Origin of the sequence: Nocardioides luti (assembly GCF_014212315.1) — a bacterium.
GTDB classification, from domain to species: Bacteria; Actinomycetota; Actinomycetes; order Propionibacteriales; family Nocardioidaceae; genus Nocardioides; species Nocardioides luti.
In genome coordinates this window covers 94,674-110,378 of the sequence record NZ_JACKXE010000002.1, presented here as the reverse complement: position 1 = coordinate 110,378, position 15,705 = coordinate 94,674, and the positions used below count along the sequence as shown (strand labels likewise).

The 15,705-nt window shown below is 70.5% G+C and carries 17 protein-coding genes; 15 read left to right on the top strand and 2 right to left on the bottom strand.

Annotated elements, in window-relative coordinates:
- Positions 1-48: 48 nt before the first annotated feature.
- The 14 genes from H5V45_RS19540 to H5V45_RS19475 all read left to right on the top strand — a co-directional run bounded on the left by H5V45_RS19540 (position 49) and on the right by H5V45_RS19475 (position 12,752).
- Complete coding sequence (locus H5V45_RS19540) at positions 49-606, top strand: signal peptidase I (RefSeq protein ID WP_246416619.1); 558 nt, start codon at positions 49-51, stop codon at positions 604-606.
- Entirely contained in the window at positions 606-1,112 is a 507-nt protein-coding gene (locus H5V45_RS19535; RefSeq protein ID WP_185254849.1) for a hypothetical protein, read from the top strand. Before H5V45_RS19540 ends, H5V45_RS19535 begins: the two co-directional genes overlap by 1 nt.
- A 2-nt stretch (positions 1,113-1,114) precedes the next feature.
- The gene (locus H5V45_RS19530) at positions 1,115-1,741 is read left to right on the top strand and encodes a TasA family protein (RefSeq protein WP_185254848.1); all 627 of its coding nucleotides are present in this window, start codon (positions 1,115-1,117) and stop codon (positions 1,739-1,741) included.
- Positions 1,738-2,724, top strand: a complete 987-nt coding sequence (locus tag H5V45_RS19525; RefSeq protein ID WP_185254847.1) for a signal peptidase I — start codon at positions 1,738-1,740, stop codon at positions 2,722-2,724. The genes H5V45_RS19530 and H5V45_RS19525 overlap by 4 nt, the downstream gene beginning before the upstream one ends.
- Before the next feature lie 26 nt (positions 2,725-2,750).
- On the top strand, positions 2,751-3,353 hold the full coding sequence (pdxT, locus tag H5V45_RS19520; RefSeq protein ID WP_185254846.1) for a pyridoxal 5'-phosphate synthase glutaminase subunit PdxT: 603 nt from the start codon (positions 2,751-2,753) through the stop codon (positions 3,351-3,353).
- Between the two features lie 44 nt (positions 3,354-3,397).
- Positions 3,398-4,162, top strand: coding sequence for a YebC/PmpR family DNA-binding transcriptional regulator (locus tag H5V45_RS19515; RefSeq protein WP_185254845.1), 765 nt, complete (start codon positions 3,398-3,400; stop codon positions 4,160-4,162).
- Between the two features lie 86 nt (positions 4,163-4,248).
- Positions 4,249-4,776: a crossover junction endodeoxyribonuclease RuvC gene (gene ruvC, locus H5V45_RS19510; protein ID WP_185254844.1), complete on the top strand. Its 528-nt coding sequence runs from the start codon at positions 4,249-4,251 to the stop codon at positions 4,774-4,776.
- On the top strand, positions 4,773-5,369 hold the full coding sequence (gene ruvA, locus H5V45_RS19505) for a Holliday junction branch migration protein RuvA (RefSeq protein ID WP_185254843.1): 597 nt from the start codon (positions 4,773-4,775) through the stop codon (positions 5,367-5,369). Before ruvC ends, ruvA begins: the two co-directional genes overlap by 4 nt.
- A 51-nt stretch (positions 5,370-5,420) precedes the next feature.
- Positions 5,421-6,449 carry a Holliday junction branch migration DNA helicase RuvB gene (ruvB, locus tag H5V45_RS19500; protein ID WP_425491475.1) on the top strand — a complete coding sequence of 343 codons (1,029 nt, stop codon included), beginning with the start codon at positions 5,421-5,423 and terminating at the stop codon, positions 6,447-6,449.
- Between the two features lie 117 nt (positions 6,450-6,566).
- On the top strand, positions 6,567-6,887 hold the full coding sequence (yajC, locus tag H5V45_RS19495; protein ID WP_185254841.1) for a preprotein translocase subunit YajC: 321 nt from the start codon (positions 6,567-6,569) through the stop codon (positions 6,885-6,887).
- A 1-nt stretch (position 6,888) separates the two neighbouring features.
- On the top strand, positions 6,889-8,634 hold the full coding sequence (gene secD, locus H5V45_RS19490; RefSeq protein ID WP_185254840.1) for a protein translocase subunit SecD: 1,746 nt from the start codon (positions 6,889-6,891) through the stop codon (positions 8,632-8,634).
- The gene (gene secF, locus H5V45_RS19485) at positions 8,634-9,866 is read left to right on the top strand and encodes a protein translocase subunit SecF (RefSeq protein ID WP_185254839.1); all 1,233 of its coding nucleotides are present in this window, start codon (positions 8,634-8,636) and stop codon (positions 9,864-9,866) included. The genes secD and secF overlap by 1 nt, the downstream gene beginning before the upstream one ends.
- Positions 9,863-10,420: an adenine phosphoribosyltransferase gene (locus H5V45_RS19480; RefSeq protein WP_185254838.1), complete on the top strand. Its 558-nt coding sequence runs from the start codon at positions 9,863-9,865 to the stop codon at positions 10,418-10,420. The genes secF and H5V45_RS19480 overlap by 4 nt, the downstream gene beginning before the upstream one ends.
- A gap of 100 nt (positions 10,421-10,520) precedes the next feature.
- The gene (locus H5V45_RS19475) at positions 10,521-12,752 is read left to right on the top strand and encodes a RelA/SpoT family protein (protein ID WP_185255117.1); all 2,232 of its coding nucleotides are present in this window, start codon (positions 10,521-10,523) and stop codon (positions 12,750-12,752) included.
- 279 nt (positions 12,753-13,031) lie between these two features.
- Here H5V45_RS19475 and H5V45_RS19470 read toward each other — a convergent pair whose 3' ends face one another.
- Both H5V45_RS19470 and H5V45_RS19465 read right to left on the bottom strand, forming a co-directional pair.
- Positions 13,032-13,313 (bottom strand): GIY-YIG nuclease family protein, encoded by a 282-nt coding sequence (locus H5V45_RS19470; protein WP_185254837.1) that lies wholly within the window; start codon positions 13,311-13,313, stop codon positions 13,032-13,034.
- A gap of 303 nt (positions 13,314-13,616) precedes the next feature.
- Positions 13,617-14,846, bottom strand: a complete 1,230-nt coding sequence (locus H5V45_RS19465; protein ID WP_185254836.1) for a DUF349 domain-containing protein — start codon at positions 14,844-14,846, stop codon at positions 13,617-13,619.
- A 148-nt stretch (positions 14,847-14,994) separates the two neighbouring features.
- Here H5V45_RS19465 and H5V45_RS19460 point away from each other — a divergent pair, with 148 nt between their 5' ends.
- Positions 14,995-15,705, top strand: coding sequence for an MBL fold metallo-hydrolase (locus tag H5V45_RS19460; RefSeq protein WP_185254835.1), 711 nt, complete (start codon positions 14,995-14,997; stop codon positions 15,703-15,705).

The window sequence follows — 15,705 nt, the reverse complement described above, 5'->3', positions numbered from 1 at the left end:
CGCTGATCCTCCCGCCTTTCGGGCGGGTTCTCGGGGAGGATGCGTTGCATGAAGTCATCGTCGGTTCCTGGCTGGCTCAGCTGGACGGGCCAGGTCGTGTCGTGGTTGGTCATCCTGGGGGTGGGTGCCTTGTTCGCCGTAGCGCTGCTCGTGCCTCGGCTCGCAGGTGCGACCCCGTACGTCATCGAGACCGGCTCGATGACCCCGAAGCTCCCCCCGGGGACGCTCGTGGTCGTCAAGCCGGTCGCCCCGGAGCAGATCGCCCCGGGCGACGTGATCACCTACCAGATCAAGTCGGGTGACCCGACGGTCGTGACCCACCGGGTCATCGACCAGGGCGTCGACATGACCGGCCAGGTCCGCTGGCACACCCAGGGCGACGCGAACGACGCGGCCGACGAGGGCTGGGTCCTGCCGCAGCAGGTCAAGGGACGTGAGTGGTACGCCGTGCCGTACGTCGGCTACGTGACCTCCTTCGTCACCGGCCAGCAGCGCGGCGTGCTCATCGCGGTCGTGGTCCTCGGCCTCCTGGGCTACGCCGCCAACCAGTTCCGGGGTTCCCTCAAGGAACGCCGCGCGAAGACAGAGACAGTCGAGACCTCCTGATGAAGCCCTCCGCCGTTGCCGGCCTGTTGCTCACCGTCGTGGTCCTCGCGACGATGCTGGTGACGCCCACGGCCACGGCGGGGACCGGCTCGACCTGGTCGCGGATCATGGTGAGCCGCGACGGCAAGACGTGGAGCACGGACATCGTCCAGCCGCTCATCAGCAAGCACCACCCGTTCGTGCCGGGCCGCGAGCAGTCGCGCACGTTCTACGTCCGCAACCAGAGCGGGCAGAAGGCCTACCTCAAGGTGGTCGTCAAGGTCACCGACCAGGGCCGGATGATCAGCTCGAAGCACTTCGCCCTCTCGCTGCTGGTGGACGGCGTGTGGCACACCATGGCCGGCGGACGGCAGCGGGTCGCGAAGCTGCTCACCCGCTCCGGTGACGTGGTGCCCCTCCGGATCAAGGCCCGCATGCGGCCCAACGCCGGCAACAAGCTGATGGACCGGCGCTTGGTGATGAAGGTCCACCTGCGCCTGACCCACTCGTACAAGACAGGACGATGACCATGACGAACTCCACGATCTCCGCGCGCGGCCTCCTCGGGGCCCTGCGCTCGGCGCGGGTCCGCGCGGCGCTGAGCCTCGGCGTGGTCCTCACGGTCGGGGTCACCGGGACCTTCGCGTTCTTCACGGACAGCGTCGACGTCACCGGCACCACGTTCTCGGCCGCCAACCTCGACCTGCAGGTGGACAACGGCGACACGGTCGCCACCACCACCCTCGGCATGTCGCTCATGCTGCCCGGCTACAGCTCGGCCCAGGTCCTCACGGTCAAGAACAACGGCAACGTCCCGCTGAAGTACACGATGACCGGTGGGCTCACCGGCACGGACGCGGCGGCGTACAACACGGCCGCGGAGCTCCGCCTGACGGTCCGGCTGGGTGGCACGCGCGGCGGCAGCGCGAACGCCTTCACCTGCACCGGTGGGACGGTGCTCTACGGTCCGACCGCGCTCACCAACGTCACCTCGACGGCGCTCATCGGCACCAGGCGGCCCGCCGCCGGGCTGGCTGCCAGTGCCACCGAGTCGCTCTGCTTCCAGGTGGACTTCATCTCGACGGCCGGCAACTCGCTGATCAACAAGACCGCCACCGCCACCTTCTCCTTGCTGGGGACCTCGGACGTCTCATGACCCTGACACCGCGCCGGGCGCTGTGGTGGGGTCGTCAGACCCTGCTCACGGTCGGTGCTGTGCTGGGCGGACTGTGCGTCGTGGTGGCGATCACGGCCGCAGCCTTCGGGGTGCGTCCCCTGGTCTTCCAGTCCGGGTCGATGGCACCCACGATCAGCACCGGCTCGCTGGCGATCTCCCGCGAGGTCCCGGCTGACGACCTTCGCAAGGGAGATGTCGTCTCGGTCCCCACCGCCACCGGCACCCGGGTCACCCACCGGATCGTGAAGATCGACGTGACCGACGGCGTCGCGACCCTCGTGCTGAAGGGCGACGCGAACGAGGTCGCCGACGCGGACCCGTACACCGTGCGGCACGCCGACCGGGTGCTGTTCGCCGTCCCCCTGCTCGGCTATGTCATCGCCTGGTTGATCGGCCCGGTGGGGCTGTTCCTGCTCGGGCTGTACGCCGCCTTCCTGCTCTCCGTGATCCTGAAGGGCTCGCCCCGCAAGCCCGACGACGACAACCCGCGCAGCGAAGGACCAACCGACGAGGGGGGCGGCAAACGGCGCGTCGTCGGTGGCGGGCACCGGCTGGCGCGGAGCGGGCTGGCCGCCGTCACGCTGGTCGGCGCGTCCTCCGGGCTGGTCGTCGAGCAGAGCATCACGCCGACGATGGCGGCCTTCACCAATCCCGTGCCCGTCACCGGGTCGGTGTACCTCGCCGGCCTCGACGCGCCGACCGGGATGACGTGCGCCACGGTCCAGCAGGGCAACGGGCGCACCCAGTTCTCCTGGAACGCCGTCCCGAGCGCCAGCTACGAGCTGCACTACGGGGCCAGCGGCGGCACGGTGCAGACGGTCGCCGCGGGCACCACGAGCTTCACCACGGCCAACGGCAACGCCAACGGCGTCGTCTGGGTGGTCGCGAAGCGCACGATCAACTCGCAGGTGTGGACGTCCGCCGACAGCCCGCACCTGACCTACACCGGCAGTCTCTGCTGACGGGACCTGCTCCTAGGCTGTCCGCCGTGCCTTCCCCCACCATCGGCGTCTTCGCCCTCCAGGGCGACGTGCGCGAGCACCTCGTCGCGCTCCGCTCCCTGGGCGTCGACGCGATCGCCGTACGCCGTCCCGTCGAGCTCGACGCCTGCGACGGGCTGGTGCTGCCGGGCGGCGAGTCCACGACGATGGCCAAGCTGGCGCGGACCTTCGAGCTCCTCGAGCCGCTGCGCGAGCGGATCCGGCAGGGCATGCCGGCCTTCGGGACGTGCGCGGGCATGATCCTGCTGGCCGACCGGCTCGAGGACGGGGCGCCCGGCCAGGAGACCCTCGGCGGCCTCGACATCACCGTGCGCCGCAACGCCTTCGGACGCCAGGTCGACTCGTTCGAGGGGGACCTCGACTTCGACGGGTTCGACGCCCCGGTGCACGCGGTCTTCATCCGCGCCCCCTGGGTCGAGGCGGTCGGTCCGGGCGTCGAGACCCTCGCCACCGTCCCGTCCGGACCGGCGGTGGGTAGGATCGTCGCGGTTCGACAAGGCCAGCTGATGGCCACCTCGTTCCACCCCGAGGTCGGCACGGACCACCGGGTCCACGGCACCTTCGTGGACCTCGTCCGGCAGGCCCGCTAGGCAGTCAGCGCAGGCGAAGCGATCAGTTGAGGTAGGGAACCGTCATGTCCGGCCACTCCAAATGGGCGACCACGAAGCACAAGAAGGCGATCGTCGACGCCAAGCGCGGCAAGATGTTCGCCAAGCTCATCAAGAACATCGAGGTCGCGGCCCGCATGGGCGGCGGTGACGTCTCCGGCAACCCGACGCTCTACGACGCCATCCAGAAGGCCAAGAAGTCGTCGGTCCCCAACGACAACATCGACCGCGCGGTCAAGCGCGGCTCCGGTGCCGAGGCGGGCGGCGCCGACTACACCACGATCATGTACGAAGGCTACGGACCGGCCGGCGTCGCGATGCTGATCGAGTGCCTCACCGACAACAAGAACCGTGCCGCGATGGAGGTCCGCACCGCCATGAGCCGCAACGGTGGCTCGCTGGCCGACCCCGGCTCGGTCTCGTTCCTCTTCAACCGCAAGGGGGTCGTGGTCGTCCCGACCGAGCAGGAGGGCCGGACGGTCACCGAGGACGACGTCCTCGAGGCGACCCTCGAGGCCGGCGCGGACGCCGTCAACGACCTGGGGGAGTCCTTCGAGGTCGTCTCCGAGGCCACCGACCTCGTGGCCGTGCGCACGGCGCTCCAGGCCGCCGGCATCGACTACGACTCGGCCGACGCGTCCTTCGTCCCCGACATGCAGGTCCAGCTCGACGGCGACGGCGCGGGCAAGCTCTTCCGCCTCATCGATGTGCTCGAGGACCTCGACGACGTGCAGAACATCTACGCCAACTACGACGTCTCCGACGAGGTCATGGAGTCGCTCGACGCGTGATCGAACGCCGCGTGTCGTGCCCGTTCCGGCGTACGTCGCGCGTTAGCGTTGCCTGACGAACATACGTTCGACGGAAGGCGACCCCCATGCGCGTGCTCGGCATCGACCCCGGCCTGACCCGGTGCGGGGTGGGCGTGGTCGACGGCGAGGTCGGCCGGCCGCTCACGCTGGTCGACGTCAACGTCCTGCGCACGTCGTCGACCGAGCCCGTGCCGCGCCGGCTGGTGACGATCGAGAAGGGCATCGACGCCTGGCTCGACGAGTTCGAGCCCGACGTCGTGGCGATCGAGCGGGTCTTCGCGCGCTCGGACGTCAGCACCGTCATGGGCACCGCCCAGGCCAGCGGCATCGCGATGGTCTGCGCCGCCCGCCGCGGGCTGCCGGTCGCCATGCACACGCCCAGCGAGGTCAAGGCGGCCGTCACCGGCAGCGGCCGGGCCGACAAGAGCCAGGTGGGCGCCATGGTGACCCGGATCCTGCGGCTCAGCGCCCCGCCCAAGCCCGCCGACGCCGCCGACGCGCTGGCGCTGGCCATCACCCACATCTGGCGCGGTGGCGCGCAGGCGCGCATCGACGCCGCGCTGGCCGCTGCCGGCAGGAGGAGCCCCGCATGATCGCCTTCGTCCGCGGCCAGGTCGCCGCCGTCACGCTGTCCAGCGCCGTGCTGGAGGTCGGGGGAGTCGGGCTCGAGCTGATGTGTACGCCGGGCACGCTCGCCACCCTGCGCCCGGGCCACACCGCCACCCTGCCGACGAGCATGGTCGTGCGCGAGGACTCGCTCACCCTCTTCGGCTTCCTCGACGACGACGAGAAGACCATCTTCGAGCTCGTGCAGACGGCCTCCGGGGTCGGCCCCAAGGTCGCGCAGGCGATCACCGCGGTGCTCGCCCCCGACGACCTGCGGACGGCGATCGCGAGCGACGACGTGAAGACCCTGACCCGGGTGCCCGGCATCGGGCAGAAGGGCGCCCAGCGGATCATCCTCGAGCTCAAGGACCGGATCGGCGCCCCCGTCGGCGCGCGCGGCCACGCCGGCGTGGTCGGCTCGGCCCCGTGGCGCGACCAGGTGCACCAGGGCCTCGTCGGGCTCGGGTGGGGGGTCCGTGACGCCGAGCAGGCGGTCGAGGCCGTCGCGCCCCAGGCGGGCGACAGCCCCGACGTCGGGCTGCTGCTGCGTGCCGCCCTCCAGACCCTGAGCAAGGCGTGACCCGTGCGTGACGACGACCTGGACCTGGCCGAGGAGCAGCACCTCCGCTCGCTGACCGCCGCCGAGGCGGAGGGGGACGAGCGAGCCGTCGAGGCCGCGCTGCGACCCAAGAGCCTCGACGAGGTCGTCGGGCAGACCCGCGTGCGCGAACAGCTCGGCCTGGTCCTCGAGGCCGCCCGGCAGCGCGGCCGCGCGCCCGACCACGTCCTGCTGTCGGGTCCACCCGGCCTCGGCAAGACCACGCTCGCGATGATCATCGCCGCCGAGATGAGCGCCCCGCTCCGGCTGACCAGCGGCCCGGCCATCACCCACGCGGGCGACCTCGCGGCCATCCTGTCGGGCATGAACGACGGCGACGTCCTCTTCGTCGACGAGATCCACCGGATGTCGCGGCCCGCCGAGGAGATGCTCTACATGGCGATGGAGGACTTCCGGGTCGACGTCGTCATCGGCAAGGGTCCCGGGGCCACCGCCATCCCGCTGGAGATCCCGCCGTTCACGCTGGTCGGCGCCACCACCCGCGCCGGTCTCCTGCCCGGTCCGCTGCGTGACCGCTTCGGCTTCACCGGCCACCTCGAGTTCTACGAGGCCCACGAGCTCGACCGGATCGTGCACCGCTCTGCCGGTCTCCTCGGCGTCGAGCTGACCGACGAGGGTGCCGCCGAGATCGCCTCGCGCTCCCGCGGCACGCCTCGCATCGCCAACCGGCTGCTGCGCCGCGTGCGGGACTTCGCCCAGGTGCGCGCGGACGGCGTCGTGACGCTGCCCGTCAGTCACGCCGCGCTGGACCTCTACGAGGTCGACGCCCTCGGCCTCGACCGGCTCGACCGTGCCGTCATCGACGCCCTCTGCCGTCGCTTCGGCGGGGGACCGGTCGGCGTCTCGACGCTCGCGGTGGCGGTCGGCGAGGAGCGGGAGACGGTCGAGGAGGTCGCCGAGCCCTTCCTGGTCCGGATGGGTTTCCTGGCCCGCACGCCGCGCGGCCGGATCGCCACGGCGGCCGCCTGGCGCCACCTGGGGCTGCCCGCGCCGTCGACGCCCGGCGTCGGCCAGGGCGACGCCGCGCTCTTCGAGGACTGACCCCGCGCCGAGCCCTGCCTGATAGCGGCCTGCGTCACAGTCACGGCTACACTTGCCCGTCGGTCGGGCGCGTCCCGGCCCACCCATCCCATTTCTGCGCGCTCGAGAGGTTGTTTCGTGCCGGAGGCTGTCTCCACGCTGGTGCCCCTGGTCGGCATCGCACTCCTGTTCTGGCTCCTGATCATCAGGCCGGCCTCCAAGCGGCAGAAGGAACTCGGGCGCATGCAGTCGTCGTTGAAGACAGGTGACGAGGTCATGCTGACCTCCGGCATTTTCGGCGTCCTCCGGGACACCGACGGCGACCCGGACCACGTGCGCGTCGAGATCGCCGACGGCGTGACCATCAAGGTCGTGCGCGGCGCGATCGGCTCCATCGCCCCGGCGGCGCAGCCGAACGACCAGGCAGGGCTCGCCTCGGACGAGCCGGAGGAGAACTGACATGGCACGCAAGACCGCTCGCCCCGGACGCACCCTCGTGGTGTTCTTCCTGGGCCTGGCGATCTCCTACGGGCTGGTCGCTCTCGGGGGCACGTGGAAGCCGGAGCTCGGCCTGGACCTCCAGGGCGGCACCCGGATCACGCTGACCGCCAAGGGCAACCCGACCGCCGAGAGCCTGAACGAGGCCCGCGGCATCATCGACCAGCGCGTCAACGGCTCCGGTGTCACCGAGGCCGAGGTCACGACCCAGGGCAACCGGTACGTCGTCGTCGAGATCCCCGGCAAGAGCCGGCGCGACCTGGTCGAGACGGTCAAGCGCCAGGCGCAGCTGCGCTTCCGCCTGGTCGCCTGCTCCTCCCAGACGGCCGCCTGCGGCGGCAGCACCGCCACCGACCCCACCACGCAGCTGCCCGGGGTCACCACCCCCGAGAGCACGCCGAGTGGTGCGGCCTCGCCGTCGGCCGACCCGACGGCCCCGTCCAGCGAGTCGAGCGGCAAGAACCGCGCCCCGCTCCTGCTGGACAAGAAGAAGAAGGCCGCCGCCAGCCCGTCGGCCTCGCCGAGCGACGCGGCGTCGGAGTCGGCCTCGCCGTCCGCCGACCCCTCGGCCTCGGAGTCGACGACCACGTCGCCCGACGGCGGTGACCTCGTCGACCAGCCGATCAAGTGGTACAAGCAGCCCGACGACGCCTCGGTCAAGGCGTTCAACAAGTTCGAGTGCCCGGCCGACGGCAAGGCGCCGATCGTCGACGACAACCCGGACAAGCCGCTGATCACCTGCGGCACCGGTGACGAGGCCGGCATCAAGTACCTCCTCTCCAGCGCGCTCATCGAGGGCACGGACCTCAAGAGCGCCGCCGCCGAGATCCCGCAGCAGCAGGTCAACTGGGTCGTCTCGCTGGCCTTCAACGGCACCGGCACCGACGAGTTCACCAAGATCTCCCGCGAGCTCTACAACACCGACGGGCAGTTCGCGGTCGTCCTCGACGGCCAGGTCCTCTCCGCACCGACGATGAACGGCCTGATCACCAACGGCCAGGCCCAGATCTCGGGCAACTTCACCGAGGCCACGGCGATGAGCCTCGCGACCAGCCTGAAGTTCGGCGCTCTGCCGATCTCGTTCGACGACGCCGGCACGCAGACCGACGTCATCGGGCCCTCGCTCGCGGGTGACCAGCTCTCCGCCGGCATCACCGCGGGCCTCGCCGGCCTGTTCCTGGTGATGCTCTACTGCCTCATCTACTACCGCGGTCTCGGACTCGTCGTGATCGCCTCGCTGGTGGTCGCGGCCGCCGCGACGTACTCCATGGTCCTGCTGCTCAGCAAGGGAGCCGGCTTCACGCTCTCGCTGCCGGGCATCGCCGGCCTGATCGTCGCCGTCGGCATCACGGCCGACTCGTTCATCGTCTTCTTCGAGCGCATCCGGGACGAGATGCGCGACGGCAAGTCGATGCGGGTCGCGGTCGAGACGGGCTGGGTCCGCGCGCGGAACACCTGCCTGGCCGCCGACACGGTCTCGCTGCTGGCCGCGGTCGTGCTCTACATCTTCGCCGCGGGCGTCGTGAAGGGCTTCGCGTTCGCGCTCGGCCTCTCGACGCTCATCGACCTCGCGATCTTCTTCTGGTTCACGCACCCGATGGTGTCGTACCTCGCGAGGTACCGCTTCTTCAACAAGGGCCACAAGCTCTCGGGGCTCGATCCCGAGGCGCTGGGCATCAACCGACTTCCCGCGGGAGGGAGGGCCTGATGGGCAAGTTCTCACGTCTCGGCAACGACCTCTACAACGGTCGCCGCTCGATCGACTTCATCGGCCGCAAGTGGATCTGGTACGCCGTCTCCGGCGTCATCGTGCTGCTCGCGGTGATCGGCCTGTCCACCAAGGGCCTGAACATGGGCATCGAGTTCACCGGTGGTGCGCAGTACCAGGTGACCACCTCGGCCTCGCAGGACACCGCGGACAAGCTGCAGAAGGCGGTCGCGGACACGGGGATCCCCTCGGCCGCGTCGCCGATCGTCACCACCGCCGGCACCGACTCGGTCATCATCCAGACCGAGCCGCTGACCGAGGAGGAGAACTCCACGGTCATCGACGCGATCGTCGGGGTCACCGGGGCCGACCCCACCGACGACATCTCCCAGAGCGAGATCGGGGCCAGCTGGGGCAAGGACGTCGCCAAGCGCTCGATCATCGGCCTGGTCGTCTTCCTGTTCGCGGTGGTGCTCTTCATCTGGGCCTACTTCCGCGAGTGGAAGATGTCGGTCGCCGCGATCGTCGCCCTGGCGCACGACCTGATCATCACCGTCGGCATCTACGCGTTGTCCGGGTTCGAGGTCACCCCCGCCACCGTCACCGGCGTGCTGACGATCCTCGGGTTCTCGCTCTACGACACCGTCGTCGTCTTCGACAAGGTCCGCGAGAACACCAAGAACCTCCGCGACCGGCGCACGACGTACGCCGCCCAGGCCAACCTCGCGGTCAACCAGACGCTGGTCCGGTCGGTCAACACCTCGATCGTGGCGCTGATCCCGGTCGGCGCGATCCTGTACGTCGGTGCCGTCCAGCTCGGCAGCGGCCCCCTGAAAGACCTGGCGCTCGCGCTGTTCGTCGGCATGGCCGCCGGTGCCTACTCCTCGATCTTCATCGCGACGCCGCTCCTGGTGCAGCTGAAGTCGAACGAGTCCGAGGTCAAGCTCGCCGAGAAGCGCGACGCCTCCCGCAAGCGCCACGAGGCCGACCGCTACGCGTCGGTCCCGGTCTTCAAGGAGGACATGCCGCTGGTCGACGAGCCCGGCGAGCGTGAGCGCGGCCGCGACGACGAGGACGGCACGGCTCCCGTGGCGACCGCGCCGCCGCGTCGCCCCGAGGCGTCCGGCCGCGGCCGGATCGCGCCGCCGGCGCGTGGCCCGGTCCGCGAGAGCGGTGCGTCGGGTCGCGTCCAGCCGACGCGGCAGACCCGCTCCAAGCGCGGCAAGAAGTGACGGACAGCCCGGCCGTCGAGGCCGCCCGCGCCGCCCTGGCGCGCCTGGTCCTCGACGTGCCGGACTTCCCCGAGCCGGGGATCGTCTTCAAGGACATCACCCCTCTGCTGGCCGACCACGCCGGCCTCACCGCCGTCGTGGCGGCGCTGGCGGAGGCCGGGCGCGATGCCGAGGGCAACGTCGTCGTCGACAAGGTGCTCGGCATGGAGGCGCGCGGCTTCATCCTCGCCGCCCCCGTCGCCCTGGCCCTCGGGATCGGCTTCGTCCCGGTCCGCAAGGTGGGCAAGCTCCCGCGCGAGACGCACGCGGTCTCGTACGCGCTGGAGTACGGCGAGGCGACCCTCGAGCTGCACCGCGACGCGGTCGCGCCGGGGGAGCGGGTGCTGCTCGTCGACGACGTGCTCGCCACGGGCGGCACGGTCAAGGCGACGCGCGAGCTGGTCGAGGCGTGCGGCGGGTCCGCCCATGCGGTCGCGGTGCTGATGGAGCTCGGCTTCCTGCCGGGCCGCGAGACCGTCGGCGACCTGCCCGTGACCACGCTGATGACGGTCTGAACGACCTCGACCTCGCCACTAGACTGGTGACGTGACCGACGAGAGCACCCTGCCGCCCCGGCGGGAGCTTGTGTCCGAGCCCGTCGCCACGAGCCGGAGCATGCGCGCGCGGTTGGCCCGGATGGGTCGCAGCAACCAGGGCGGGCACCCGGTGCTGGAGCCGTTGTTCCGCGCCGTGCGGGCGAACCACCCCAAGGCGGACCTGGCGCTGCTCGAGCGGGCCTACCTGGTCGCCGAGGAGAAGCACGGCACCCAGATGCGCAAGAGCGGTGACCCGTACATCACCCACCCGCTCGCCGTCACCACCATCCTGGCCGGCATCGGCATGACCGAGCCGACCCTCGTCGCCTCGCTCCTCCACGACACGGTCGAGGACACGCCGTACACCCTCGACCAGCTGCGCGCCGACTTCGGCGACGAGGTCGCGGTCCTCGTCGACGGCGTCACCAAGCTCGACAAGGTGAAGTACGGCGACTCCGCGCAGGCCGAGACGATCCGCAAGATGATCGTCGCGATGTCGCGCGACATCCGCGTGCTGGTCATCAAGCTGGCCGACCGGCTGCACAACATGCGCACGCTGCGCTACGTCCCGCAGGCGAGCCAGGAGCGCACCGCGCGCGAGACCCTCGACATCTACGCCCCGCTCGCGCACCGCCTCGGCATGAACACGCTGAAGTGGGAGCTCGAGGACCTCGCCTTCGCGACGCTGCACCCCAAGATCTACGACGAGATCGTGCGGATGGTCGCCGAGCGCGCGCCGTCGCGCGACCAGTTCCTCGCCCAGGTGATCGACCAGGTCGAGACCGACCTGCGCGAGGCGAAGGTCAAGGCGTCGGTCACCGGGCGGCCCAAGCACTACTACTCGATCTACCAGAAGATGATCGTCGGCGGCCGCGAGTTCTCCGACATCTACGACCTGGTCGGCATCCGGATCCTCGTCGAGGAGGACCGCGACTGCTACTCCGTCCTCGGTGTCCTGCACGCGCGCTGGAACCCCGTCCTCGGGCGGTTCAAGGACTACGTCGCGATGCCGAAGTTCAACATGTACCAATCCCTCCACACCACGGTCATCGGCCCGCAGGGCAAGCCGGTCGAGCTCCAGATCCGCACCTTCGCCCAGCACCGCCGTGCGGAGTACGGCGTGGCCGCGCACTGGAAGTACAAGGAGAACGGCCGCAACGGCGTCGACACCGAGAGCCGCGGCGACCTCGACGACATGATGTGGGTCCGGCAGCTGCTGGACTGGCAGAGCGAGGTCGAGGACCCGGGCGAGTTCCTGGAGTCGCTCCGCTTCGAGATCAACCGCGCCGAGGTCTACGTCTTCACCCCGCGCGGCGACGTCATCGCGCTGCCCGTCGACGCGACGCCCGTGGACTTCGCCTACGCCGTGCACACCGAGGTCGGCCACCACACGATCGGTGCGCGCGTGAACGGCCGGCTGGTCCCGCTCGAGTCGACGCTCGAGAACGGCGACGTCGTCGAGGTCTTCACCTCGAAGGCGCAGACCGCGGCGCCGTCGCGCGACTGGCTCACGTTCGTGAAGTCCCCGCGGGCCCGCTCCAAGATCCGCCAGTGGTTCACCAAAGAGCGGCGCGAGGAGGCGATCGAGCAGGGCAAGGAGCAGATCGCCCGGATGATGCGCAAGGAGGGCCTGCCCCTCAAGCGCCTGATGTCGCACGAGTCGCTGATGCTGGCGGCCGGCCACTTCAAGATCGCGGACGTCTCCGCGCTGTACGCCGCCGTCGGCGAGGGCAACCTCAGCGCCCAGGCGGTCGTGCGCCACGTCATCGAGCTCCACGGCGGCAACGACGGGGCCGCCGAGGACCTCGCCGAGGGCGTGACGATCACGGGCTCCCGCGGCCGCACCAAGGTGCAGGCGGGCGGCGACTCCGGCGTCATCGTCAAGGGCGTCCCGGACGTCTGGGTGAAGCTGGCCAAGTGCTGCACGCCGGTCCCGCCCGACGCGATCCTGGGCTTCGTCACCAAGGGCGGCGGGGTCTCGGTGCACCGCCAGGACTGCACGAACGCCGCCAGCCTCCAGACCCAGCCCGAGCGCCTCCTCGACGTCGAGTGGGCCCCCACGGCCCAGTCCACCTTCCTGGTCAACATCCAGGTCGAGGCGCTCGACCGCAACCGCCTGCTGTCCGACATCACGATGGTCCTCTCGGACGCCCACGTGAACATCCTCAGCGCCAGCCTCTCCACCACCCGCGACCGCGTCGCCAAGAGCCGCTTCACCTTCGAGATGGCCGAGGCCAAGCACCTCGACAACGTCCTCCGCGCCGTCCGCGGCGTCCCCGGCGTCTTCGATGCCTACCGCGTCACCCAGTAACCCAACGCTTCGTTGGTCGACCAGGTCGCGCAGCGACCGTATCGAGACCCGGGCAGTGAGGGTTGGTCGAGCAGGTGCCGCGTTTCGTTGGTCGAGTAGGTCGCGCAGCGACCGTATCGAGACCACGTCGGTGGGATCGCTGGTCGAGCAGGTGCCGCGTCTCGTTGGTCGAGTGGGTCGCGCAGCGACCGTATCGAGACCACGTCGGTGGGATCGCTGGTCAAGCAGGTGCCGCGTCTCGTTGGTCGAGTAGGTCGCGCAGCGACCGTATCGAGACCCTCAGTCGAAGTGCTTCCTGGCGAGCGCCGGCAGCTCGCCGTACGACCCGGCGATGAGCGCGAGCCGCTTCTTCCTGCTCCAGTTCTGGACCTGCTTCTCACGGGCGAAGGCCAGACCGACGTTCTCGAACTCCTCGATCCAGACCAGTCGCACGGGGAGTCGCTCCCGGGTGTACTCCGCTCCCATCCCGGTGGCGTGCTCGTGCAGGCGCCGCTCCAGGTTCCTCGTGCTGCCGACGTAGAAGCTCCCGTCCGAGCACTCGAGCATGTAGGTGTAGGCCATCGGGCCAGTCTCGTCGCGCTTGCGGCCGCTCGCCATCGTCGATGTGCGGCCTGTGGAGAGGGTCTCGATACGGTCGCTGGCGCGACCTACTCGACCAACGAATGGCGCGACCTACTCGACCAGCGACCCCACCCTTGGGTCTCGATACGGTCGCTAGCGCGACCTACTCGACCGACGAACGACGCGACCGGCGAGCGGCGGGGTCTCGATACGGTCGCTGGCGCGACCTACTCGACCAACGAATGGCGCGACCTACTCGACCAACGAATGGCGCGACCTACTCGACCAACGACCCGCTCGAGGTCAGCCGGAGAAGTCGGCGCTGGCGCGCTTGGCCATCTCCAGGAAGGACTGGCGGGAGGCGAGGTTCTCCTCGAGGTCCTTGACCAACTTGTCGTTGCTGGCGGCGCGGGCCTTCTCGAGGTCGGCCTCGACGTCGGCGATGGCGGCCTCGAGCTTGGAGACCATGTCGTCGGCGCGGGCGGACTTCTCGGGGTCGGACTTGCGCCACTGGTCGTCCTCGACGCCGCGGATGGCGTTCTCGACGGCGCGGATCCGGCCCTCGAGCTCCTTCATCCGGTCGCGGGGGACCTTGCCGGCCGCGTCCCAGCGGTCGGCGAGGTCGCGGAAGGCCTTCTTCGCGGCCTCGAGGTCGGTCACGGGGACCAGCGCCTCCGCCTCGACAAGCAGCTTCTCCTTGACCTCGGCGTTCGCGGCGAACTCCTGGTCCTCGGCGGCGGCAGCGGCGTCGCGGGCGCCGAAGAAGGTGTCCTGGGCGCCGCGGAAGCGCTTCCAGAGCGCGTCGTCGACGTCGCGCGGCGCGGGGCCGGCGGCCTTCCAGTCGCGCATCAGGTCGCGGTACCGGCCGGCGGTCAGGCCCCACTCGGTGGACGTGGCGAGCGCCTCTGCCTCGGTGGCGAGCCGCTCCTTGACGACCCGCGCGGTGTCGCGCTTCTCGTGCTGCTCGGCGAAGTGCGCCTTGCGGCGCCGGGTGTACGCCGTCCGCGCGGTCGAGAAGCGGCGCCAGAGCGCATCGTCGCTGGAGCGGTCGATGCGGGGGAGTGCCTTCCACTCGTCGAGCAGCTCGCGGAGGCGGTTCGCGCCGTTGCGCCAGTCGCTGCCCTCGGCGAGCTTCTCGGCCTCGCCGACGATCTTCTCCTTCTGCACCCGCGACTCGGCGGCCTTCTGCGCCTTCTCGACCTTGCGCGCCTCGCGCTGCTTGTCGATGACCGGCGCGAGCGCCTCGAGCCGCGTCACCAGGCTGGCGAGGTCGCCGACGGCGTTGGCGTCGCTCACCTGCGCGGTGACCGTCCTCACCGACTCGACGGCCTCCTCGGGCGACATGACGCCGGAGTTGATGCGCTTCTCGAGCAGCTCGACCTCGAACGCGAGCGCGGCGTACCGCTCGGTGAAGAACGCGAGTGCCTCCTCGGGCGTGCCCTCGGGGTACTGGCCGACCGAGCGCTCGCCCTCGGCGGTCTTCACGTAGACGGTCCCGTCGTCGTCGACCCGACCCCACTGATGACTCGTCACTGGTGCACTCCACTCGATTCGTCCGCGTGCCTCTGGATGGAACAGGCACCCATGCTAGTCATGGCCGCGGACGCCGCTCCCGGCGCGACCACCCCGGTGCGCGCGCACCGGTGGCACGGGCGGGCCCCGCCACGGATAGTGTGGTCCGGTGCTGATCGCCGGATTCCCCGCTGGGCCCTGGGGGACGAACTGCTACGTCGCGGCCACCGGCCCGGGTGCCGAGTGCGTCGTCATCGACCCGGGCAAGGACGCCGCCGACGGGGTGGCCGAGGTCGTCCGCGAGCACCGGCTCAAGCCGGTCGCGGTCCTCGTCACCCACGGCCACGTCGACCACATGTGGTGCGTCGCCCCCGTCGCGGGGACCTACGACGCCACCGCGTGGATCCACCCCAGCGACCGGCACCTGCTGTCCGACCCGATGGCCGGGATGTCCCGCGAGACCACCCAGATGCTGCTCGGCGGCAACTACCAGTGGGCCGAGCCGGACGACGTCCAGGAGCTCGACGACCTCCAGGAGCTCGAGCTCGCCGGCCTCCGCTTCGTCGTCGACCACACCCCCGGGCACACCCAGGGCTCGGTCACGTTCCGCACGCCGTACGCCGACGCGGACATCTCCGAGCTGATGTTCTCGGGCGACCTGCTGTTCCAGGGGTCGATCGGCCGCACCGACCTGCCCGGCGGCGACCACCCGACGATGCTGCGCAGCCTCACCACCAAGGTGCTGCCGCTCGCCGACGACGTGGTCGTGCTGCCGGGCCACGGCGACCAGACGTCCATCGGCCGCGAGCGCGCGACCAACCCCTACCTGCTCGACCTCCTCGGCGAGGGCGACGCGGGTCGAGTCACCCGAGGTCTCTGA